The organism is Rothia sp. HMSC071F11, assembly GCF_001809115.1.
GTDB classification, from domain to species: Bacteria; Actinomycetota; Actinomycetes; order Actinomycetales; family Micrococcaceae; genus Rothia; species Rothia dentocariosa.
In genome coordinates, this window is the sequence record NZ_KV795771.1 from 189,255 (window position 1) to 189,995 (window position 741).

The 741-nt window shown below is 53.4% G+C and carries 1 protein-coding gene and 1 pseudogene; one reads left to right on the forward strand and one right to left on the reverse strand.

Annotated elements, in window-relative coordinates; all coding sequences use genetic code 11:
- A pseudogene (locus HMPREF2554_RS11510) lies at window positions 1-256 on the reverse strand (hypothetical protein); the annotation flags it as partial.
- Window positions 257-506: 250 nt separating this feature from the next.
- Between HMPREF2554_RS11510 and HMPREF2554_RS10765 the strand changes: the two are divergent.
- Window positions 507-741 (forward strand): CAT RNA binding domain-containing protein (locus tag HMPREF2554_RS10765; protein WP_305793975.1); only part of this gene is annotated, 235 nt, incomplete at its 3' end.

The window sequence follows — 741 nt, forward strand, 5'->3', positions numbered from 1 at the left end:
GCGGCTTACCGGCCTTATTATCATCGGTCAGAGCTTTTGAGGTAGCGCTCGAACTTGCCGAAGCCGATGCGCTGGTGCTGCTGGAAGCTGAGGCACTGGGCGATGCGGTTTCCGAAGCAGACGCGCTGCCGCTCGACGAGCTGGCGGCGGAAGACGAAGGTGCCACACTGCTCACCGAGGAGGAGCAGGCGCTCAGGGCGAGCACCGCCACAAGAGCGGCGGAAAGCGGCATCGCTAGACGACGAGGGTTATGCATAGAAGTCTCTTTCAACAGTGATTATTGCACGGTGTTTATAGCACCGACTTATTCATTCTATCGGCATCTCTCCATAAAATGCAGAATATATCCTTCATATTTTAGAAGGGCTGCATCGTATTTTATGTTTATCGAGGTAAAAGGCGGCAAGCCTAGAGCGCATAGATTCGCTTTCTCACGGTAAATGGCGCGAGGGGGCTGTAAAATCTTGAGAAAGCATTCGATACCGCCCACACGGAAGGAGGGATGCATGCGCATCAGCCGCATCTATAACAATAATGTCGCCCTCACCCGTGATTCCTACGGGCAAGAGGCGGTAGTTATCGGGCGCGGACTTGCCTTTGGTAAACGCAAAGGCGATCTGATCGATCCACATAAGGTCGAGCAGACGTTCATTCCCGAACACGATATTTCCGCCGAACGGCTCAGTTGGTCACTCTCCGAGATCCCTCCGGAGATTCTTGCTATTGCCTCCGAACTTGAAA